The organism is Lacticaseibacillus hulanensis (genome assembly GCF_004010095.1).
GTDB lineage: Bacteria > Bacillota > Bacilli > Lactobacillales > Lactobacillaceae > Lacticaseibacillus > Lacticaseibacillus hulanensis.
In genome coordinates this window covers 71,415-94,114 of the sequence record NZ_RRYD01000009.1, presented here as the reverse complement: position 1 = coordinate 94,114, position 22,700 = coordinate 71,415, and the positions used below count along the sequence as shown (strand labels likewise).

The following is a 22,700-nucleotide window of genomic DNA, read 5'->3' as shown; positions in this document are numbered from 1 at the left end:
CGCCACAGCGACCACGGCGAAGCACACCCGAGGCCCAGCCCGGACCCGGAGGCCAAACCCCGGAGCGCGGAGCCCCCCACTGGTTTTGGGTTACCAGCCCCCAGAGAAGCCGCCGCCGCCGGATGCACCGCCGCCGAAACCACCGCCGGAACCGAAACTGCTCGACCCGCCGGTTGTGCTGCTTCCACCGGAGTAGTTGGCGCCGACCCACAGTGGTAAGCCGGCATCGATGGTGACCCGTTCCTTGGGGTGCTGAATGTTGTGCAGGATGGCCTTGAACGTCTTGACCAAGTTCTCGGGTGTCAACTTCTTGGCGTCTTTCGGCTTTGTGTGCTTCGTGAATTCGGCCCAGACAAGCTGCTGGTGCCGTGGTGTGACCTTGGTTGAACTAGCCCATTTTTCAAAGGCAGCCTGGTACTGGACAAATGGGGTGAACTTTTTGTCTGCTTTCTGATTCAGCTGACGTGCCAGGTCAGACAGGTTGGTTGCCTGGTTGATCCGGTCATCCTTGAACTGAATCTTGACCGCCTCGTAGACGTAGAAGGGGTAGTCGGTTTGCACACGCGGCTTGAGCATTAGCCGGGCAAAATTGTCCCGGATGTACGCCGCAAATTCCTTGTGTAATATCGTGCGCACTTCGAATTTGCCAAACCACGGTGCACTGAGCGTGTCCAGGAACAGCTTTTGTTGCGATGGCTGCAGGCTGTTGAACAATGGCATGTCGGTCGTGTAGTGGCTGATGTCCGCGCGGGCCTTATCCAGCCGCTTGTTCCTGAAGATGGTGCGTAAGCAGAGCCAAACAAGCCAAATGATGAGCACAGAGGCGATAATCAGCAAGATTGTCATGGTGATTTGGTTGTGCCGTTTTTCCTCCGCGCGTTTTTCCGCGATGTTGTCGGGCGTCATGATGGCCGATTTGTTCCGGGTTAGCTCGTGATCGATGTTGGTCACAATCTGGCTAACGGCCGCGTCGTACTTTTCGGCGCGCAGTTGCTTTTTGACCGCACCACTCACAATTTTGGACTTGTCGCCATCTGGGACCGCACTTTCGAGGCCGTACCCGGTTTCGAGGCCATAGACGCGCTTGTTGATGCCAATCACGAAGTACATCCCGTTGTCCCAGTCGGCATCACCAATGCCCAGCTTTTCAAACCGCTCCGCCTTGAACTCGTCGACGTCCTCATCATCGGGCAGGCCATCGTAAGTTTCGACGACGAGACGCGGGTGCCCAGGTAATTTTGCCCATTTGGTTTCGCTCAGATTGTAAATTTGGCGCATCGTCTTGCTAGACAGAATGTTGGCGTGGTCATTAACCCATTTGTTTTCCTTTGCACTTGCAGATTGTAGGGGTGCAAACACCAACGCCAGTATGAATAGCAGCGCGCTAACCCAAACCGCCAGCTGGACCTTCTTCTTCATTACCAATACCTCCCAGAAGTAACGGCGACTCCTCCAGAAATCGCTTTCCACCTCTATTTAAACTCATTATGGGTCCCGTGACTAGGCGGAGCATGCGACTTTGGGCCGATTTTTGGGTAATCGCGTCGATAATTTTGGTGCCGAAAAGGGCGGGCAGCATTCACGGCAAACTGGTCGCTGAGGAGCTGGCACTGAGTTTAAGTCACCCATTCCTAGACCCTTGGTGAGGGCATTTGATCGCCGGTTCGACGCAAAAGGCCCGCACGGTTTCCCGCGCGGGCCTTCAGTAACCTAGTGTTTAGTCAATGCTAATTTCGTGGTTGTCAGAGATGGTCTCTGTCTGCTTTGGCAGGGTGATTGTCAGGACACCATTGTCGCAACTTGCCTTAATGTCCTTTTCGTTAACATCAGGCAGACGGTATGCGCGACTGGATGCGCCGGAAGTACGCTCGGACATCAGGACGTTGCCATCCTTGTCGGTGTGGTCGCTGATTTCTTCCTTCTTGACGTTGATGGTGAGTACCTGGTCCTTGTAACTGAGCTTGATGTCTTTCTTGTCGACGCCAGGCACATCAACCGTGATGGTGTAATTATCCTTGGATTCCTTTACGTCGGTTGGCAGACCGTTCATCGCAGTTGCGTCAATACCGGAATCGGAGTCATCGAACCAGCTCAGTGCTGGACCGAAGAAACGCCGACCCAATTCGCTAAAGAATGGATCCTCTGCCCAATCGTTCCGCCGTGTAATCATGTTGTTAGCCATAACTGATTCTTCCCTTCGTAAAAGTGTTTTCGGTGGGGAACGAATCTCTTTCGTTCCTCGCTACGTCTATAATATACCTCCTTTTAGCACTCGAGTCAAGCGAGTGCTAAAAAATCGCAAAATTTGTTGCTGCGGCGGGGTTTCTAAATGGAAAATGCGCCAAGGCCTGATGTAGACCGGTTTGTGGGCGGCGTGTTTTCGCGACATTTTGGCGTAGTGACTAGTACTGGCGTAATTTATTTATTAAGAAATTTATAAGTTGCCGCTATTAAGTTTTGCGGCAGCGGCGGCGTGATATCGCGACCAGATATACTAAAAGTAGGAGATGATTGCAGCGATTAAATGACGGGGGACAAGATTATGGCCACTAAATACAAAATTACCAAGCAGGGGCTACAGGTGAGCCCAAACGGAGATTTTGACCTACTAGTATTGACCAATGACGACAAGGCGGAGGTCAAGCAGACCATTGACGATTACCGGCTGCCCCGCAACATTTTTCAGGCCGGGGACGAGGCGGAAGAGGTGACGCGCTACGAGGAACTCCTGGGGACCAAGCTGACTGATGCCAAGGTGCTGGTGCTCATGGACATTTCGGCGAACATCGAGGCGGCAATTGAGGAACGCCTGGAGCCGCTGACGATGATTCGGGCCAAGGAGCATTTAATTGTCCACCTCAATGTGGGGTCGAGTTTTGTGGATAATCTAATTGACGAATACAACGAGCAGCTAACCACGCAGGCCCACTTTCTTGGTTGTGCTATTTACCGCGTGTCCACGCACTTCATGCTGGAGCTCAATCGCGTGAAGAAGGTGATTGATGAACTCGATGAGGCCGCGCGCAAAACGACGAAGAACAAGGAGCTGTTCCGGCTGGCGGATACGGAGCGCCTCATGGTGTACCTCGATCACAGCCTGCAAGATCAACATTTAACCCTGAAAAGGTTGTGGGCCGAGTCCGATTTGGCGGCGGAAATCGATGACCCGCGCTTTGTCCAGGATATCCAGCTGCGGCAACACCACATCGAAAAGCTGGTGCGCATCTACCGTGATTTGCTCGAAACCATCGGCGGCCTGTTCACCGACATGATGGACAATAACCTAAACCACCTGATGAAGTACCTGGATTCGGCCGGACTGGTGATTTCCGTGCCGGCACTCATTTCGGGGATTTGGGGAATGAACGTTGGCGGACTGCCGGGTAAGGGTTCCGGGATTGGCTTTACACTCGTCATGATCGCCATGGTGATTCTTGCCATTCTGACCGGTATCCATCTGGCCACGCGCGATTTTAATGACTGATTGTTGGCGACTCGCAGCAGTGCGTGCGGCCATTTGCGTGCACCTGCAACAACCGTGGCTGGTTATTTAGCGCATAGACTGGCAGCTATTCAATAACGTGTGCCGACCACTATAGATGGATTAATAATCAGCAATTAAAAATATCTAAAGGACACGATTATTTTTTTAGTAAACGTTTGCAACTGAGCAAGGCAACATGCTACGCTAAATGTAGGGAAAACGCCATCAATATATTTATAAATGGTGGCCCACCGCACCACTTGTTGCGCCGCAAGTGGCGGTTTCCCGGCCCGGAGCTCAACCTTGATGAATACTGATATGGTGGCTCGGGCGCCCGTCGGGATCTTGTACGCTTGGATTTTGTCAATTTCACAAAAGGAGGAACTAACATGCACATTTTATGGTCAATCATTGTTGGGGCAATTATTGGTGCAATCGCTGGGGCGATTACCAGTAAGGGCCAATCGATGGGATGGATTGCAAACATTGTTGCAGGTTTAGTCGGTTCCGCCATTGGTCAAGCAATTTTCGGCTCTTGGGGACCGCAACTGGCCGGGATGGCAATCATTCCGTCGATTATCGGGGCAGTTATTTTAGTAGCAATTGTGTCGTTCTTCACCGGACGCTCAAGGGCGGTGGACTAAAATGGATGCAATTAAGTCAATTTTCAAATTCATGGTTGTCAGCACCTTAGTGGTCGGTGGTGCGCTCGTCGCAGGAACTGTGATGGCAGCACGTGGCATTGATGGTGTCGGTGACAAACTGCAAAAGAAACTACATGGTTAGAACTTTAATGGGGGTAACGTTGAAAAGCGCGCCCCTTATTTTGACTAGCGGCGGGAGGAGTTACCTCCTGTCGCTCAAAGAAGGTGAGGTTAGATGCGCAGTGTAGTTAAGTTCGGGTTGGGGTTAGTTGCCGTTATCGGGTTGCTCCAGGCGCTGCTGGTTGCGGCGTACGTGTGGCCGGTGGTGCCAATTGACACCTGGCTCGATAATTACTGGGTGATCACACGCTGGATTCTGCTCGGCATGACCGCGGTTGTTTTTGCGACCTTCCTGGTGCTTTTGCTAATCGCGGTGCTGCGGCGCACGACAACTGATCAACTGGTGATTAAGCACGACCGGGGGAGTATTAAACTTTCCCGGCGAGCAATCGAAAGCAGCGTGGCCAAGGCTGTCGCTGCGGAATATCCGGTGCGGAGTGTGGACGTGGATGTGAAAATGCACAAGAAGCAGGTAGCGCGCGCCGAGGTCACAACCGCGCTGACAACAAGCGCGGCGGCTCTTGATGTGGGCAAGGCCATCGAAGCGACGGTCAAAACGCATCTTCGCGAGTTGCTTGGCGTTGATGTTGCCCAGGTAATGGTTAAAATCATCCCGCAAAAGCAGATGGATAAGTCTGTCGCGCGGGTCGTATAAAGGAGGTAACCGTAATGAGGTTAGGCATGATGGGCGCAATCGCCGGCGGTCTGCTTGCTGCGGCGATTCTCCAGTGGGGCTTTTGGGGCCTAGTCTTCATCATTCTGCTCGCCTCTGCCGGTTTTCTGCTGGAAAAATGGCTGCTGCCAAACAAGGAAAGCTTGTGGCAGTGGCTCCGGTCGGGGAAGAAAGTAATCACGCGGGGTGAATGAGATGCAGACATTAGTAGGTAATGACGTGGCGCAACTGCGCGCAAGCAGTCAATTGACGTTTTCAGATCAAGTCTTGGCCAAGATTGCCCGGATTTGTGCGGCGGAAGTCGACGGCATTTTGGGCATGGATGGCAATGTCATCGATAGCATTGCCGAAAGCCTCGGCAAGGACGAGCGCACGATGAAGGGGATTAACGCTGAAGTTGGTGAAAAGCAGGTGGCAATCGACATGAACCTGATTTTGGCCTTCGATGCGAATGCCCAAGACGTGTTCGATGAACTCTGCGATCGCATTAGTAAGGCGGTCCGGCAAATGACGGGCTTGCACCTGGTTGAGCTGAACGTCCACATCCAGGACGTGCTCACCACGCGTGAGTGGCGCGCGGTCAGCAATTAGCGTTTAGAGAAGTGACTAGATAGGAGGATGAATGAATGGTTAATAATGAAGAAATGAGCAATTTAGGCATGCAACACGACAACATCAAGCCAGATCTGACGGGGCACCCGGAAGTGACCGGCAAGCCCGAAACCACTGACCACAAGGAAGACATCGAAAAGAAGCTCAGCTTTGACGACAATGTGGTGGCGAAGATTGTGGGGCTGACCAGCGCGGAAATCGACGGGGTCTATGCACTTGAGGGCGGCCTCATTGCTAACGTTGCCGACAAGTTTCGCAAGAACGACGACCCAACCAAGGGCGTGGCTGTCGAAGTTGACGATGACGAGACGGTTTCAGTGAAGCTGGACGTGACCTTGAAGTACGGCGAATCCGCACCGGAAATTTTTGATCAGGTGACGGATGCAATCTGCAAGCACGTCAAGGATATGACGGGCTTGACCGTTTCTTCTATTGAAATGACGGTTAAGGACATGGTCACCGAGGAAGAGATGCAGGCGGCCGAGGCGAAGAAGAGCGAAAACAAGGATCAGGCGGACAAGCCAGATTCTGACTTGCAGCCAGCTTAACTGCAGCAGGCGGGCCAGACATCCGATTGGGGGTGTCTGGACCTTTGCGTTTTCAACAACTGCTTAATTAGGGATATTCAGCCAATACCGCGCATCGGGGGCCGAATGCACTGCAAGTTGGCCAAATTTGGCACCTTTTGCGGAAGAATTTGCGGCTGTAAAGAAAAAACACTTTACACTCTATCTGGCTTCTGGTATTCTATACAAGTTAAGAATTATAGGAGGCTATTTACACATGGCAGTTAAGATTCGCTTGAAGCGTATGGGTTCCAAGAAGAACCCATTCTACCGCGTTGTTGTTGCTGACAGCCGTTCACCTCGTGACGGCCGGTTCATCGAACAGCTCGGCTACTACTCACCACTTACCGACCCAGCTACCGTAAAGCTGGATGACGAAGCAACGCTTGCATGGCTTCAAAAGGGCGCACAGCCATCCGACACCGTTCGGACCTTGCTCTCTAACGAAGGCATCATGCAGAAGTACCACGAAGCTCGTTACAGTAAGTAATCATGACGGTTGCGATCGTACCACTTGTTGAAACGTTGGTGCGGCCACTCGTCGACCATCCGGAGGCGGTGACCGTTACCCAGCACGAAACTGCTGAGTACCAGGTGTTCGACCTGTCCGTGGATCCCGATGATATCGGAATCGTTATCGGACATCAGGGTCGTGTAGCACAAGCCTTATGCGCCGTTGTTTATGGGGTTAAGTCACCATACACCAAGCGTGTGCGGCTCAACATCGTCAAGAATTAAACCGAATGGTAGTCCTCACTTAGGTGGGGGCTTTTTTTGTGGTCATTTTTGGCTAGGCAGAAGTAATGGTTGCCTCAAATAGCTGCGACAGCTGACCATGCAATCTAAGACGGGGTTATTTTGTTTTATTAGAATAAACTAATATCAGTGGGTTTCGACTTGAATCCGAATTCTTGCACGTTATTGAAAGCCTTTGTTACGGTTTTTTAATGTAAAGCGGTTTAGTTAAATACCTGACATATAAAACTTATGTACCAGCATAATATTCCTTTTGTGACGTAAAAGCCTGGGACAAAATAACTGCGCATTACGTTATTGTTTCAACCCGTGGTACCAATTTTGAAAATTACATGGTAACCTTTTCACATCGAGAAAAGTGGGGCACATGGTTAACAACCGAAGTGACCTCCATGGCGAGGGGCGTATACTATGATTAGATTCTGGGGACAACAGAAATTCGAACCAAAAACTGGCCGCATCATGGGCTATGAATTATTCTTACGCGAGCGCAGCGGACTTGACGGCAAGTGGCGACTGCCCGAGGACTTCAGCAAGATGTCTGCGCATCAGGTGACGAGCTTGCTGGTGGAAACAATTGATTCGTTGCCGATGGATTTGGATATTGTATCTTTCAACCTGGACCAGCGTCAGTTCGTCGATCCCGAATACCGGGTGCTGCTCCCGAACGTTCAGCGGCTATTCAAACAGCGAGTTGTGGTTGAATTGACAGAGCGGCTCGGTCAGGGTTACGCTGCGGTGCTGCCCGAAGAGCTAAGGAACGCGGCGCGCGGGTTCGCCGATTTGGGCATTTCAGTGTGCCTGGATGATGTGGGCACCGGTTTTAACCAACTCGAGCTGGTGGATTTGCTCAATCCGTTCGTGGATGAGTACAAGTACGCGCTGCAAAACGTCCGCGATGTGCTTACCTACGCTGAAATCGGGCAGCAGGTCGCTGCCTGGAAGAGCAAGGCGCACACGACGGGCAAGGTGCTGGCTCTGGAAGGGGTCGAGACCTCGGGTGACGTCAGCTTAATTGATCAGTTCCGCCCCGATATTGTTCAAGGTTACTATTACGGTACGCCCCACGCGCTACCGGTTCCGGGGGATTTCAGTTATTCAACCCTGGGGCAAAACGTGGGTTAAAGCAATTATTCCTGGTGGGAAGCGAAAAATTTCGCTTCCCACCTTTTTTTCGGTATAATTGATTCATTGAATATGTAGACTACGGAGGAATTGACTTTGCCTGAATATTTTCGCGTTGGCAAAATAGTAAACACACACGGTATTCGCGGTGAGGTCCGGGTGATTGCCGCAACGGACTTTCCAGAAGCACGCTTCAAGAAGGGGGCACAGCTCTTTGTGCTCACTAACCCGGTGAAGACGGTGACGGTCGCAAGTAGCCGCAAGCACAAGGACTTCACGCTCCTCACGTTTGAAGGCTTCGGCAACATCAACGACGTGCTCCCATTCAAGGGCTTCGAGCTGGCGGTGGATGCAGCAACAACTGAGCAGGTACCGCTGCAAGAGGACGAGTTCTTCTACAAGGACATCATCGGCATGACCATCAAGACGACCGATGGCACCGAAGTCGGTCAGGTGAAGGACATCATGGAACTTGGGCCGAACGACGTGTGGGTGGTTAAGCGTCGCGGCAAGCACGACCTGCTTTTGCCATTCATCAAGAGTGTTGTGCTGACGGTGAATGTTGCCGACAAGACTGCCGTCGTGGATATTCCTGAAGGGCTGGATCCAGATGAAGATTGATGTATTAACGCTGTTTCCTGATATGTTTGCCCCCCTGCAGCAATCCCTCATTGGCAAGGCCACGGAGGACGGACTGCTGGATCTGAACCTAATCGACTTTCGCCAGTACACCCATGACCGGCACCAGCACGTGGACGACACGCCGTATGGTGGCGGGGCGGGGATGCTGCTGAAGCCCGAGCCACTATTTGAGGCGATGGATGATATTAACGCCAAAAATCCGGAGACCCAGGCGCACAAGCGGGTGATTCTGCTCGACCCGGCCGGGCGCAAGTTCGACCAGGCCGCGGCTGATGAGCTGGCCCACGAGGAGCACCTTGTGTTCATCTGTGGCCATTACGAAGGCTATGACGAACGGATTCGCACACTGGTGACCGACGAATTTTCGCTTGGTGATTTTGTTTTGACCGGTGGCGAAATAGCGTCGATGGCGATGATTGACGCCACGGCGCGGCTGCTGCCGGGGGTGCTGGGCAACTCCGAATCACCCGAGACGGACAGCTTTCAAAACGGGCTACTGGAATACCCCCAGTATACGCGCCCGGCGAGTTACCGCGGCATGGACGTGCCGTTCGTGCTCCAAAACGGGAACCATAAGCTGATTAATGAATGGCGGCTGAAGGAAAGCCTGCGCCGCACCTACCTGCGCCGGCCAGACTTGCTTGAACACGTTGAGCTGGACAAGTTAGGCAAGAAGCTGCTGCGCGAAGTGATTGGTGAAGAAAACGCCAAGGTTGCCGAGGCAAGGCTCCAAGCAAAGAAAAATGATGATTAACCAAAATCCGCCATTGCGCGGATTTTTTGGTCGATAGAGTTGGTCGTAAGCGCATTGGCGTGACGGTCAACTCTATTTTTTATTCAAGTTGGTGGCGGGGTACTTGGTCTTGGGTAAGGCCATGTATCGTTCCGAATGCTGATTTGGCGGGGAATTATTGTGGTCACAGGCGCTAGTCGAAGGGGAGTGTTGGTCAGTATAAATGCTGAGAGCGAGGAAAATTATGATACGTAAAACGTTACTTTAAGCTAAATTTATCACCTGGATAGTTAGAGCAAAAGTGCATAAAGGTGGTCATTCAAGGTCCCAAGTTGGCGGCCAGTAAATATAAAAAAATCCATGTAATTGGCCTGAATCGGCGCAATTTAACGGGGATTAATCAAAATTGAGTCCGATGTAAAATCTAATGGAACAGTAAACAATAACTTAGTAACCTTGCTGCATTCGTTTTAACCGTCGACAAATGGGGCTAATCGGGACTTTTCCCGGTGAAAAGTGGCAAAAAAGCAACAAATAATTGGTCCGTTTTAGGATTTAAACCCATAACAAGTAGGTAACCTTCCAAATTATAATAACGATTATATAGGACTAACCTTAACGTTCAAAAATATTAAATTACTTTTCAACTTTTGAATATTTCCATTGGGTATTACCCCTTAATATATAGGTGTAATGGTTATTTAAAAAATGCATTCATTATTTGGGAGGCGCTAATATGGATAAGAAACAACGCCACAAATTGCACGCAACTTCAGAGCTCAAGCGTCGGTACAAAATGTACAAGTCGGGGAAGCAATGGGTCGTTGCGGGCATCATGTTCATCGGAATGGGAACGGCATTCCTGGGCGGCAACAACAAAGTTTTTGCCAGCACCGATGCTGAGACAAGTGATGTCGACACCGCGCAAACTGGGGTTGCGGTTAACACGGACAAGGTGGTTCCACTACAGTCCAGTGTGAAAACTGATACCGCCAGTGAAGATGCAGCACAACCGGTCACACCAACGGCAGACTCTGACAAAGATCTGGCGCAGGCGGGACAGGATTTGAGCGCAATGACACCGACTGAGGCGACGGCGAGCGCGGACGTTGCCGCTGATAGTGATAAGACAAATGATGTTGAGGAAGCTGACAAAGCGGCAACTGCGGAAACGACTACGAATCTGCATGAATCAATAGCAGCTGACACTAGTTCGGCCGCCGCTGCACCGCAAGTAGAAGATGAAACTAAGGCGGCTGCCGAGAACGCGTTGGCCAAGACTGCTCCAGAGACCACGACCGAGGAGAATGCGACTGCTGATGCAGCTGCTGCGGACAAAACTAGTGATAAGCAGGATGCGCAGCTGGCACCTGCTGATTCCGACAGTGATGATGCGACGCGCAAAGGTTCACCAACCACAAAATCGGCCAAAAATGATCAGACGACAACGCCAGAATCGACGACGATGACCGATCTGAATTCGCTGTTTCCAGCTACGGATTGGGCCGAGAGTGATTTTAATGCGTCAATCAGTATTAAGACGACCAATGGCAAAGATGTTGTATTGAAGGCCGTTCCGGAAGCTGACGCGATTGCGTCCGGACTTTACGGAGCAACCGTGACAATTGATGGTAAGAAATATACGTATGCGTTCAGTGGTGGTAGCACTAAGACGTCTGTGTTCTACATGATGACGGACAAAGAAGCAGCGGGTGTTCCCTACGTCAGCGATGGTTCAAAGCCAGGGGAAACCGCGGCCGCGGCCGGTGCCTTGGTTAATTCTGCAAAAATCCTGAAGTCATCGACAGCCACAATCTATACTAACAAAGTCGGTAAAGACGAAAAGCCTACAAAAATGGCGAAGGTCTTCAAAACGGACGATGGAATTTGGGTTGCTGATCAAGTTGAGTTGACAACAGCCGGCGAAATTAAACACACAGTTACATTCCTTAATACTGGGGATGCCAAAAAGAATATCGTACTTGGTTCCCACCTCGATACCGCGATTACGGGCGGCACGATTAGGGGGGTGGCGGGAGACGAAGTGACTATCCATGGTGATGGTAAGGGCGGTGCGTACATTACCAGCGATAAGTATGGCAAGACTGATAATCCTAGCGCAATTACTCTGTACCTAGATCCTGGTGAGGGCACGTACGCCTACGCTACTGCCCATGGTGTTGTTGGTTCTGACGAATACAGCGGCGCTAATTACAGTCTTGGTAACAATCTGATTGGCAAGGGTGACTATCTATTGTTTGGCGTGGCGCTTGTTGGAAGAAACGCGGTGGGAGCAACTACCGCTCTTGATGGTGTTTCCGAAGGCAGCCCGGTTTGGCCGACCACACCCGACTCCTCCTTCAACTACCAGACGGGCTTAATTGCGAACTTTGCTACAGGCGACAAGGTTACCATGACGTATGTGGAACGGCTTGCTGGTCCCACCGAAGTGGCAGTGCACATCAATTACGTGGATGCTGACACCGGTGATGCGATTGGCTTACCGCAAACGATTGTTGGTATTGAAGGTGACCCAATTAGCTTCAAAAACACGACCGACTGGATTAATGATGCCGAAAAGAAAGAGGCTTTCGATGGTTACACACCTATCGAGGACTCAACGTCATCCTTGATGAACACAAAATTTGTGAAAGGAATGGCGGCCGAATACACGGTTAAGTTGGCCAAACGTGTTGTGACCCAAGAAACCACCACCGTTTCGCAGCAGGTCACCTACACAACAGACGGGCAAGATCCAGTTACCGAAACAATCGGCAGCCCAGTTACCCTTTATCGGGCAAAAATCACCGCTGCCGACAAGTCGGTATCGTACACCCCATGGACAACGGACGAGGCAGCGGCTAAGGCGGCTGAAACTGCGCCGAAAACAACCGGTACCACTATCGACGCCCTCACCCAGGAACAGATTGACGCCAAAAAGCCGGCGAACCACGACGCCACGGTGACCAGCACCAAGGTTCCGGGGCAGGCCGATTTAACCGGCGCCGACGCGAACAAGGTAGTCACAATTACCAGTGACATGCTCGCAAATCTCACGGCAGACCAGCTCAAAGCGGGCATTACGGTGACGCGGACGGTTAACTATGCCAACCAGGCTGCCACGCTGAACATTAAGTACTTGGACGCCGATGACGGCAACAAGGAATTGACCACCCTCGCGGCGACGGATACCACAACTTTCCACCAAGGGGATCAGGGCCACTACCAGGCGACGCTCACGGGTGATTTGGCGAAGAAATACGAGCTAGCACCCGATAGCCAGCAGAGTCGCTTGGACTACGATTTCTCCAGTACTGACACCGCTACTGTGAGCGTGCTGCTCAAGCACAAAATTGTTACAACCGAGGCACCATCAGATGAAGCAGATCCAAACTACGATGTAACGCACAAGACTGCTACTGTGAAAGTGCTTCTTGATACAAGCAAGCTAACAGATAGCGAAAAGGCAGCCGCCCAGAAGATTGCGGACGCGGCGAAGGCAACGGGTGACACCGGGAAGATTGCGGACAATATGTTCGGGGATGCCCAGGAAGTTTACACCTACAAGCGCAACATAAGTACCGACATGGCGACGGGCAAAACAACGTACGGCGTGTGGACGCAAGACCATGATGAAGACCCGTTTACGAGTTTCGATTGGGATTCGGCGACCTTCGTCCCGGTAATCGGTTATGACATTAATCCGAACGATGGGAAAATGATTGCTGCCAGTTCCAAGGTGACCTTCAAATCTGACAAGGAAACGTTCGAGGGCGTCATGGGTGGTGGTACCGACAACGCCACGACTTTGTGGAACCACGTCAAAAACGAACCAGAGGACACCGACACCGTTTGGACGACAACCTACGCATATGCGCCGAAAACGTTGACGGCCACCGTGAAGTACGTTGATACTGCAACCGGTAAGGAAGTCGCGAATAGTGCGGGTCAAGCTTCCGGTCAAATCAATACAAGCGTTGACTACACGCTGGCAATGCCAGATGGTTACGAGTTAGCAACTGGCGATGGTGTTTCAAACCCAACGATTACCGATGGCAAAATCAAGATTACGATTACTGCTGACACCACGGACGATGTCACTATCAACGTCAAGAAGGCAGTTAGAACCTTGCAGGTGACTTACGTTGATATAGATCCGGCCGCCACACCCGCGACCAAAGCGGAAGTGGCCCAACTGAGTGGCACTGTCGAGATGGCGGTGGGTGACAAGGGGCCATTTGTGCCAACTTTGAGTGAGAAGCTTGCTAATAAGTTCTCGGTTAACATCGCAAGTTCCAGCCTCGATTACGATTTCACTGATGCAAACACGAAGCAGGCAAGTGTCACGGTGAACTTGCTGCACAAGCTTGTCACGAAGACGGCGCCAACGGATAAAGCGGATTCCGACTACGCGTTGACGCACATGGTGGCGACCATCACCGTCCTACTGGATAAGAGTGCACTCAATGAGCAACAGATTGCAGAAGGTGAGGCAATCGACAAAAATCCGGACTACAAGATTCGGCGTTCTTTCCACGACCAGAGTGAAAAGTTCACGTACATGCGCTCTTTTACTACCGATATGGCGACAGGCGCTAAGAGGTACGGCCACTGGCAAAATGATCACGATGAGGAAATACCCACTGAAGATCACCCGTTAGAGTACCAGTTTAACTGGTTTGGCGAGGATTTTGCCGCGATAACGGGATTCAAGATTGTGCCGTATGAGGGATACAATCCTAACGATTCTATTTTAGATTTCGTTTCCAAAACCGGAGATACCTTTACCGGATCAATTTCTGAAACGCTGGGCGGGCGCGATGGGTCTCACGTTCTGTGGACTTACATTCGCGAAAGCCTCGATAAAGAAACGGACCCACTCAAATTAAAGACCACGTGGACCGCAAAGTTCACCTACGTCCCACTCGAGCAAACGGCCACGGTCACATACAAGGAAGATGGCCAAACAAAGCCACTCAAGGTGGATAGCGTCAAGGGCAACACGAACGAGGTGAAGGACTACACCGTTGCGCTGCCGGATGGCTACCAACTGGATGCCGATGCGACAAACCCAACCATTAAGGACGGTAAAATCGGCATTACGATGGCGGCCGATGACAGCGACAATCAGACAATCTACCTTGAACGCAAAAAGGCAGAGCTGATTGTGAATTATGTCGATGTTGACCCGCACGCAACGGATGCAACCAAGGCGGAAATTGATACCCTCGACACTACGATAGCCAAGAACTTTGGCGAGAAAGGTGCGTACTCTGCTAGCTTGCAGAACCTGGCTAGCAAATATCAGATACAGAAGGCGGCCGGTGAAAATTATGACTTCACCGATCCAGATAACCTGACCAGCACCGTGACTGTGAACGTGCTGCACAAGACCCAGACACCAGCTGTGCCAGATAAAGGTCAGCCTGGTTACGACGAAACGCACAAGACGCTGACGCTGAACGTGGCGGTGGACAATACTGCGGTCGACGCGGCAAACAAGGCCAACGCTAAGCTGGTTGATGCGGCCAAGGGTAGTCAGAGCTTTGACTTCGAACGGCAGGTAACCATTGATGCGGCGACGGGGCTGGCGGTTGACTTTGGCGAATGGACGCCAAGCAGCAAGACCGACTTTGCCGACGTTGCGGCACTGACCTGAGTGGTGCGGGCTACACCGTTGTGCCGGCGACCATTACTGCCGCCAGTGAGTTCTCCGATGGCACAACGAGTAAGAGTGCCACCAACTGGCTGGCTGGATTCAAGGCCGACAACAATGGCACGGTGAGTGGGGCTGCAGTCGACCTGTCTGCAGATAACAACTACAACCAAACCGTTAACGCAAAAATGGTATACGGCGCACGCGAAGACTTGACGGTGAAGCTCAACCTTGTCGACGCGGAAACCGGTGCGGAGATTGCGACTAAGACCATGACCGGCAAGCTGGCGACCGTTCCGGCAACGAACAACACGCTGGCCATTCCGGATGATTACACACTACTCGGCACTCAGCCTGATGCGGTGCGCTTCAAGGTTGCGGATAAGACGGCTACCTACACGGGGACGCTGACCGCAGACGACACCGATGACGCGACGGTTTACGTCATCAAGTCAAGCAGTTTGAGCAAGACCATCAGCCGGGACATCACGTACGTGGTTGCGGATGGCAAGGTGGACGCACCGAGCCCAGTTCACCAAGAAGTCACTTACACAACTAGTGGCACGGTGAAATTGGTCGACGGTAAGCCAGTGGTTACTTTTGCCGACTGGACGCCGGATAAACCAGAATTTGGTGCACAAGATTCACCCGCGGTGGGTGGTTACGTTGTTGATCACGCTACGGTAGGCGCGCAGACTGTTGCGGCCGCGGTTGCGGATGCTGACAAGGCTAAAATCGTCGACGGAACCGACCAGACGGTGACGTACTACAACCAGCAGGTCACGGTCACACCGGAAGATCCGAAGCAGCCAGGTGTTCCAGTTGATGAGGACAATCCTGGTGGGCCGAAGTATCCAGCAGGCGTTGACACGGATGATTTGAATCAAAACGTGACGCGGACGATTCACTATGTCGACGGCAAGACGGATGCTAAGCTCCGCGATGATGTGGTGCAGACGGTTAAGTTCACGCGGACGGCGACGGTTGACCTGAGCAATGGCGCAGTAACGTACACCGACTGGGCTACGGATGAAAAATTCGCAGAAGCGCAGTCACCTGACATTACTGGCAAGATGACCACGACTAAGAAGGTTGCGGAAGTCACGCCAACTAAGACTGACTCCATTGAAACCACGGTTTACTACTATGACAACGAGGTCACGGTAACTCCAGACGACCCGAAGCAGCCAGGTAATCTAGTTGATGAGGACAATCCTGGTGGGCCGAAGTATCCGGCGGGCGTCGACACGGATGATTTGAACCAAAAAGTGACGCGGACGATTCACTATGTCGACGGCAAAACTGGCGACCCGCTTCACGATGACGTGGTGCAGACGGTTAAGTTTACGAAGACGGCGACCGTTAACCTGAGTAATGGTGCGGTAAAGTACACTGGTTGGGCCACGGATGAAAAATTCGCAGAAGCCGAGTCACCAACGATTGATGGCAAGATGACCACGACTAAGAAGGTTGCGGAAGTCACGCCAAATCAGCTTGAATCCATTGAGACCACGGTTTACTACTACGACAATGTGGTCACGGTCACACCAACGCCTGAACCAGGCACGGGAGAAGTTGGGCCAAAAGCACCTGGCGCGCCAGTTGATGAGGACAATCCAACTGGTCCTAAGTATCCAGCTGGGGTGGATACGAATGATTTGACCCAGACTGGGACTCGAACCATTCGCTATGTTGACGGCGCAACGAACAAGAAGGTTGCTGGGGATGTTGTCCAGAAAGTTCATTTCACCCGGACGGCAACTGTCGACCTGACAACTGGTAAGGTCACGAGTTATTCGAAGTGGACGACCACTGACGGCACATTTGCCGAAGTGCAGTCCCCAGAGATTGACGGTAAGATGACGGCCACTAAGGTAGTTGAATCCTTCACGGAAAGTGAGCCTTTGCCGATTGCGGTCACGGTATACTACTACGGAAGCAACGTAACGGTCACAACGACACCAGATCCTGAAAAACCTGAAGTTGGGCCAAAGACACCGGGGAGCTTGGTTGATCCAAAGAACCCGGATGGACCTACGTACCCAGAAGGGATGGACACTAAAGACCTTAAGCGTAAAGGAACCCGGACGATTCGTTACGTGGATGCTTCGACAAACAAAAAGGTCGCTAAAGATGTTGTCCAGGAGATTGTGTTCACCCGGACGGCAACGTTAGACCTAGCAGCTGGCAAGATAGTTGGGTACTCGAAGTGGACGACCACTGACGGCACATTTGCCGAAGTGCAGTCCCCAGAGATTGACGGTAAGATGACGGCCACTAAGGTAGTTGAATCCTTCACGGAAAGCGAACCTTTGCCGATTGCGGTTACGGTATACTACTACGGAAGCAACGTAACGGTCACAACCACACCTGAACCAGGGACAACAGAGGTCGGACCAAAACAGCCAGGGACACCAGTTGATCCGGATAACCCAGATGGGCCTAAGTATCCAGAAGGCGTGGACGTGAATGACCTGACGCGGACAGCAACCAGAACTATTCACTATGTGGACGGGACAACAGGCCAGAAGCTGGCGGACGATGTCGTTCAGACAATCTCCTTCACGCGGACGGCGAAGGTCGATTTGGCAACGAGCAAGGTTACGAATTACTCGAAGTGGACCACGGCCGATGGCACATTTGCCGCAGTTGATTCTCCAGAAATTGACGGAAAGACGACCACGATGAAGACCGTGGAAGCAGTTACGGAAACAAATCCGATTTCAATCACCGCCACGGTTTACTACTACGGCAGCGACGTAACGGTCACAACCACGCCGGACCCAGACAAGCCAGAAGTTGGACCAAAGCAGCCGCACACGCCGGTTGACCCGGACAACCCAGACGGGCCTAAGTATCCAGAGGGTGTGGATGTCAACGACCTGACGCGGACGGTAACGCGGACCATTCACTATGTGGACGGGACAACAGGCCATAAGCTGGCGGACGACGTCGTTCAGACGATTAAGTTCACCCGCACTGCCATGGTCGACCTGGCTGCCGGCAAGGTAACTGGCTACTCGAAGTGGACCACCACCAATGGCACATTTGCCAAGGTTGATTCCCCCGAGATTGACGGAAAGACGACCGCGATGAAGACCGTGGAAGCAGTTACGGAAACAAACCCTGTTTCAATCACCGCCACGGTTTACTACTACGGCAGTGACGTAACGGTCACAACTACGCCGGATCCAGATAAGCCAGAAGTTGGACCAAAGCAGCCGCACACGCCGGTCGACCCGGACAACACAGATGGACCAAAGTATCCAGAGGGTGTGGACGTGAACGACTTGACGCGAACAGCCACCAGAACCATTCACTATGTGGACGCGGCGTCGGGGCAGAAGCTGAAGGATGATGTCGTTCAGACAATCATCTTCACGCGGACGGCGAAGGTCGATTTGGCAACGAGCAAGGTTACGAGTTACTCGAAGTGGACCACGGCCGATGGCACATTTGCCGCAGTTGATTCTCCAGAAATTGACGGAAAGACAACCACGATGAAGACCGTGGAGGCAGTCACGGAAACAAATCCAATTTCCATCACCGCCACGGTCTACTACTACGGCAGCGACGTAACTGTGACAACCACACCAAATCCGAAGACAGATCCTGATAATCCTGAAGTGGGACCACAAGATCCGAAAACGCCGGTCGACCCGAAGAACCCAGAGGGACCTAAGTATCCAGAGGGTGTGGATGTCAACGACCTGACGCGGACGGTCACGCGTACCATTCACTATGTGGACGGGGTGACGGGCCAGAAGCTGGCGGACGATGTCGTTCAAACGATTACGTTCACCCGGACAGCGAAGGTCGACCTGGCTGCCGGTAAGGTAACTGGTTATTCGAAGTGGACAACAACTGATGGCACATTTGCCAAGGTTGATTCCCCAGCGATTGACGGGAAGACGACTACGACCAAGACCGTGGAGGCAGTCACGGAAACAAACCCTGTTTCAATCACCGCCACGGTTTACTACTACGGCAGCGACGTAACGGTCACAACCACGCCGGACCCAGACAAGCCAGAAGTTGGACCAAAGAAGCCACACACGCCGGTCGACCCGGACAACCCAGCTGGACCTAAGTATCCAGAGGGCGTGGATGTGAACGACTTGACGCGGACGGTAACGCGGACCATTCACTATGTGGACGGGACAACAGGCCAGAAGCTGAAGGATGATGTCGTTCAGACAATCACGTTCACTCGGACAGCGAAGGTCGACCTGGCTGCCGGCAAGGTAACTGGTTACTCGAAGTGGACGACCGCTGATGGCACATTTGCCAAAGTGGATTCTCCAGAAATTGACGGAAAGACGACCACGATGAAGAACGTGGAAGCAGTCACGGAAACAAATCCAATTTCCATCACCGCCACGGTTTACTACTACGGCAGTGATGTAACTGTGACAACCACGCCGGATCCAGACAAGCCAGAAGTTGGACCAAAGCAGCCGCACACGCCGGTCGACCCGGACAACCCAGATGGACCAAAGTATCCAGAGGGTGTGTACGTGAACGACTTGACGCGAACAGCCACCAGAACCATTCACTATGTGGACGGGACAACAGGCCAGAAGCTGAAGGACGATGTCGTTCAGACAATCTCCTTCACGCGGACGGCGAAGGTCGATTTGGCAACGAGAAAGGTTACGAATTACTCGAAGTGGACCACGGCCGATGGCACATTTGCCGCAGTTGATTCTCCAGAAATTGACGGAAAGACGACCACGATGAAGACCGTGGAAGCAGTTACGGAAACAAATCCGATTTCAATCACCGCCACGGTTTACTACTACGGCAGCGACGTAACGGTCACAACCACGCCGGACCCAGACAAGCCAGAAGTTGGACCAAAGCAGCCGCACACGCCGGTTGACCCGGACAACCCAGACGGGCCTAAGTATCCAGAGGGTGTGGATGTCAACGACCTGACGCGGACAGCCACCAGAACCATTCACTATGTGGACGGGACAACAGGCCTGAAGCTGGCGGACGACGTCGTTCAGACGATTAAGTTCACCCGCACTGCCACGGTCGACCTGGCTGCCGGCAAGGTAACTGGCTACTCGAAGTGGACCACCACCGATGGTACATTTGCCAAAGTGGATTCCCCAGCGATTGACGGGAAGACGACTACGATGAAGACCGTGGAAGCAGTCGCGGAAACAAATCCAATTTCAATCACCGCCACGGTTTACTACTACGGCAGCGACGTAACGGTCACAACCACACCTGAACCAGGGACAACAGAGGTCGGACCAAAACAGCCAGGGACACCAGTTGATTCGGATAACCCAGCTGGGCCTAAATATCCAGAGGGTGTGGACGTGAACGACCTGACGCGGACGGTAACGCGGACCATTCACTATGTGGACGGGACAACAGGCCAGAAGCTGGCGGACGATGTCGTTCAGAGAATTACGTTTACCCGGACAGCAACCGTCGACCTCGCAGCCGGCAAGGTTACGAGTTACTCTAAGTGGATAACAACTGATGGCACATTTGCCGCAGTTGATTCTCCAGCGATTGATGGTAAGACGACTGCGACGAAGACCGTGGAAGCAGTCACGGAAACAAACCCTGTTTCAATCACTGCCACAGTCTACTACTACGGCAGCGACGTGACGGTCACAACCACGCCGGATCCAGACAAGCCAGAAGTTGGACCAAAGCAGCCGCACACGCCGGTTGACCCAGACAACCCAGCTGGACCTAGATATCCAGAGGGTGTGGACGTGAACGACCTGACGCGGACGGTAACGCGGACCATTCACTATGTGGACGGAACGACGGGACAGAAGTTGGCGGACGATGTCGTTCAGACGATTAAGTTCACCCGCACTGCCACGGTCGACCTGGCTGCTGGCAAGGTAACTGGTTACTCGAAGTGGACCACCACCGATGGCACATTTGCCAAAGTGGATTCCCCTGAGATTGCTGGAAAGACGACGACAACCGAGTTTGTGGCGGCCCTAACCGAAACCACGCCAGCCCCAATCACCGCCACGGTTTACTATTACGGCAGTGAAGTGGTTGTGACGTCAACGCCAGAACCGGGCGAACCGGGATCTGGACCAAAGCAGCCGGGGACGCCAATCGACCCTGAAAATCCGGATGGGCCAAAATACCCAGCCGGAGTGGACACGAATGACCTGAACCGGAAAGTGACCCAGACCGTCAACTACCGGGATGCAAAGACTGGGCAGAAGGTTGCTGGAAGCTCCGTGCAGACACTGAGCTTTGGCCGGACGGCAACCATCAGCTTTGACGCGTTCGGGCAGGCAACAGTTCAGTATGGCGAGTGGACGCCAATTTCTGGTGACACGTTTGCTGCAGTCACCAGCCCGACTGTCACGGGCCTGACCCCAGACCGAGCGGTGGTCGAGGCAATGACAGAAACCCACCCAGTAGACGTTACGCTCAATGTGTACTACTACGAAAGTGCGGTGACTGTCACACCTGGTGGGCCAAAGCAGCCGGACGAATTGGTGGACCCAAAGAATCCTGAAGGGCCGAAATACCCAGACGGGGTTGATGCGGATTCACTAACGCGCACGGTAACGCGGACCATTGACTACCTGGATGCCAAGACGGGTAAGACGGTGGCACCAAGTTCCGTCCAGACCATTAAGTTCGGTCGGACCGCAAATGTTAGTTTCGACCAGAACGGCAAGGCGGTCGTGGTTGAGTACGGCGAGTGGACGCCAATGAGTGACAATACCTTTGCGGAAGTAATTAGCCCAGCAGTAGCAGGCATGGTTGCTGACCAGCAAAGTGTCGCCGCAATGACGGAAACACAGCCAGCACCAACGCAGCTGCGGGTGTACTACTACGAGGCTACAGCAACCATCACGCCGGATCAGCCAAAGCAGCCGGGTGAACTGGTCGACCCGAATAACCCAACTGGGCCACGCTACTCAGCGGGCCTGACCGAAGCGGACCTGAACACTGTGGCGACGCGCACCATTACGTTCGTTGACGAAAATGGTGAGCAGTTGGCCGAGGCGATTACGCAGACCATCAAGTTCACGCGGACCGCAACCGTCGACTTCCAGGCGGGCACCGTTGAATACGGCGACTGGACCACCGAGCAGGGCAGCTTTGCTAAGGTCACCAGTCCGGAAATTTCCGGGATGACGGCGGATCAGGTGGCCGTGCCAGCGACAACCGGGGAACCGGGCGCCGTATTGCAGGTCGAAGTGGTTTACCACACAGACCAGCTGCCGCTGCCGGACACCAGTGGTCAACCAGGCGGCACGCTGCCAAGCACATTTGGCGGCCAGACGAATAATGGTAACCAGACGAATGACGGTAAGAAGAGCACCGGTAAGCAGAATCAAACCAGCAAGACCGATTCTGCAAGAACGCTGCTACCACAGACGGGCAATGAGCACGACAGCCTGCTGAGTGCGCTGGGCCTCGGCCTTGCCACGATGCTAGGACTGTTCGGCCTTGCCAAAAAGCGCAAGCGCGATGAAGAGTAAGTCTCGCTTTTAGGTGAATCAAGGATAAGAAAATGGCGCCACTAACTGTAACTAGTTGGTGGCGCTGTTTTTGTGTTGCAATAGCTGGTTGTGGTGCTGGTAACAACGCACCGAGAATGGATTCCTTCTATATTAAGTGCAGTCGCAATCGGTGAGACTGCCGCTAACTCACGACAATTGCCAACCTTTTGTCGCTTTC

At 52.8% G+C, this 22,700-nt stretch carries 16 protein-coding genes; 14 read left to right on the top strand and 2 right to left on the bottom strand.

Annotated features, from left to right (window positions below; translation table 11 throughout):
- Positions 1-90: 90 nt before the first annotated feature.
- Together EKN00_RS10945 and EKN00_RS03425 are read right to left on the bottom strand one after the other, a co-directional pair.
- Positions 91-1,419, bottom strand: a complete 1,329-nt coding sequence (locus EKN00_RS10945; RefSeq protein ID WP_206611258.1) for a TPM domain-containing protein — start codon at positions 1,417-1,419, stop codon at positions 91-93.
- Positions 1,420-1,717: 298 nt separating this feature from the next.
- On the bottom strand, positions 1,718-2,182 hold the full coding sequence (locus EKN00_RS03425; protein ID WP_127848749.1) for an Hsp20/alpha crystallin family protein: 465 nt from the start codon (positions 2,180-2,182) through the stop codon (positions 1,718-1,720).
- A gap of 360 nt (positions 2,183-2,542) precedes the next feature.
- Here EKN00_RS03425 and EKN00_RS03420 point away from each other — a divergent pair, with 360 nt between their 5' ends.
- The 14 genes from EKN00_RS03420 to EKN00_RS03355 all read left to right on the top strand — a co-directional run bounded on the left by EKN00_RS03420 (position 2,543) and on the right by EKN00_RS03355 (position 22,501).
- Positions 2,543-3,484 (top strand): magnesium transporter CorA family protein, encoded by a 942-nt coding sequence (locus EKN00_RS03420; protein ID WP_127848748.1) that lies wholly within the window; start codon positions 2,543-2,545, stop codon positions 3,482-3,484.
- A gap of 389 nt (positions 3,485-3,873) precedes the next feature.
- Entirely contained in the window at positions 3,874-4,128 is a 255-nt protein-coding gene (locus tag EKN00_RS03415; protein WP_127848747.1) for a GlsB/YeaQ/YmgE family stress response membrane protein, read from the top strand.
- Between the two features lies 1 nt (position 4,129).
- Positions 4,130-4,270, top strand: coding sequence for a hypothetical protein (locus EKN00_RS03410; RefSeq protein ID WP_127848746.1), 141 nt, complete (start codon positions 4,130-4,132; stop codon positions 4,268-4,270).
- Positions 4,271-4,363: 93 nt separating this feature from the next.
- Positions 4,364-4,903 (top strand): alkaline shock response membrane anchor protein AmaP, encoded by a 540-nt coding sequence (gene amaP, locus EKN00_RS03405; RefSeq protein WP_127848745.1) that lies wholly within the window; start codon positions 4,364-4,366, stop codon positions 4,901-4,903.
- Positions 4,904-4,917: 14 nt separating this feature from the next.
- Entirely contained in the window at positions 4,918-5,115 is a 198-nt protein-coding gene (locus tag EKN00_RS03400) for a hypothetical protein (RefSeq protein ID WP_127848744.1), read from the top strand.
- A 1-nt stretch (position 5,116) separates the two neighbouring features.
- Complete coding sequence (locus EKN00_RS03395) at positions 5,117-5,512, top strand: Asp23/Gls24 family envelope stress response protein (protein ID WP_127848743.1); 396 nt, start codon at positions 5,117-5,119, stop codon at positions 5,510-5,512.
- Positions 5,513-5,547: 35 nt separating this feature from the next.
- Entirely contained in the window at positions 5,548-6,081 is a 534-nt protein-coding gene (locus EKN00_RS03390) for an Asp23/Gls24 family envelope stress response protein (RefSeq protein ID WP_241559455.1), read from the top strand.
- A 235-nt stretch (positions 6,082-6,316) separates the two neighbouring features.
- Positions 6,317-6,589, top strand: a complete 273-nt coding sequence (gene rpsP / locus EKN00_RS03385; protein ID WP_127848742.1) for a 30S ribosomal protein S16 — start codon at positions 6,317-6,319, stop codon at positions 6,587-6,589.
- Between the two features lie 2 nt (positions 6,590-6,591).
- Positions 6,592-6,837 carry a KH domain-containing protein gene (locus tag EKN00_RS03380; protein WP_127848741.1) on the top strand — a complete coding sequence of 82 codons (246 nt, stop codon included), beginning with the start codon at positions 6,592-6,594 and terminating at the stop codon, positions 6,835-6,837.
- 429 nt (positions 6,838-7,266) lie between these two features.
- Complete coding sequence (locus EKN00_RS03375; protein ID WP_127848740.1) at positions 7,267-7,980, top strand: EAL domain-containing protein; 714 nt, start codon at positions 7,267-7,269, stop codon at positions 7,978-7,980.
- Positions 7,981-8,076: 96 nt separating this feature from the next.
- Complete coding sequence (gene rimM, locus EKN00_RS03370) at positions 8,077-8,601, top strand: ribosome maturation factor RimM (RefSeq protein ID WP_127848739.1); 525 nt, start codon at positions 8,077-8,079, stop codon at positions 8,599-8,601.
- Positions 8,591-9,376 (top strand): tRNA (guanosine(37)-N1)-methyltransferase TrmD, encoded by a 786-nt coding sequence (trmD, locus tag EKN00_RS03365; RefSeq protein WP_127848738.1) that lies wholly within the window; start codon positions 8,591-8,593, stop codon positions 9,374-9,376. Before rimM ends, trmD begins: the two co-directional genes overlap by 11 nt.
- A 715-nt stretch (positions 9,377-10,091) precedes the next feature.
- Positions 10,092-15,014 carry a KxYKxGKxW signal peptide domain-containing protein gene (locus EKN00_RS03360; protein WP_127848737.1) on the top strand — a complete coding sequence of 1,641 codons (4,923 nt, stop codon included), beginning with the start codon at positions 10,092-10,094 and terminating at the stop codon, positions 15,012-15,014.
- Entirely contained in the window at positions 14,963-22,501 is a 7,539-nt protein-coding gene (locus EKN00_RS03355) for a mucin-binding protein (protein ID WP_127848736.1), read from the top strand. The genes EKN00_RS03360 and EKN00_RS03355 overlap by 52 nt, the downstream gene beginning before the upstream one ends.
- Positions 22,502-22,700: the final 199 nt, after the last annotated feature.